This window comes from Collinsella intestinalis (genome assembly GCF_902501455.1).
Lineage (GTDB): Bacteria > Actinomycetota > Coriobacteriia > Coriobacteriales > Coriobacteriaceae > Collinsella > Collinsella intestinalis.
In genome coordinates, this window is the sequence record NZ_CABWIC010000021.1 from 1 (window position 1) to 222 (window position 222).

Genomic DNA, 222 nt, shown 5'->3' on the forward strand with positions numbered 1-222 from the left:
AATTAAGCCACATGCTCCGCTGCTTGTGCGGGCCCCCGTCAATTCCTTTGAGTTTTAGCCTTGCGGCCGTACTCCCCAGGCGGGACGCTTAATGCGTTGGCTGCGGCACGGAGGGATCGTCCCCCCCACACCTAGCGTCCATCGTTTACGGCTGGGACTACCAGGGTATCTAATCCTGTTCGCTCCCCCAGCTTTCGCGCCTCAGCGTCGGTCTCGGCCCAG

The 222-nt window shown here is 61.7% G+C and carries 1 rRNA gene; it reads right to left on the reverse strand.

Features of this window, described 5'->3' with window-relative positions:
• Window positions 1–222 (reverse strand): 16S ribosomal RNA (locus tag AOBCEHNH_RS07060); the annotation flags it as partial.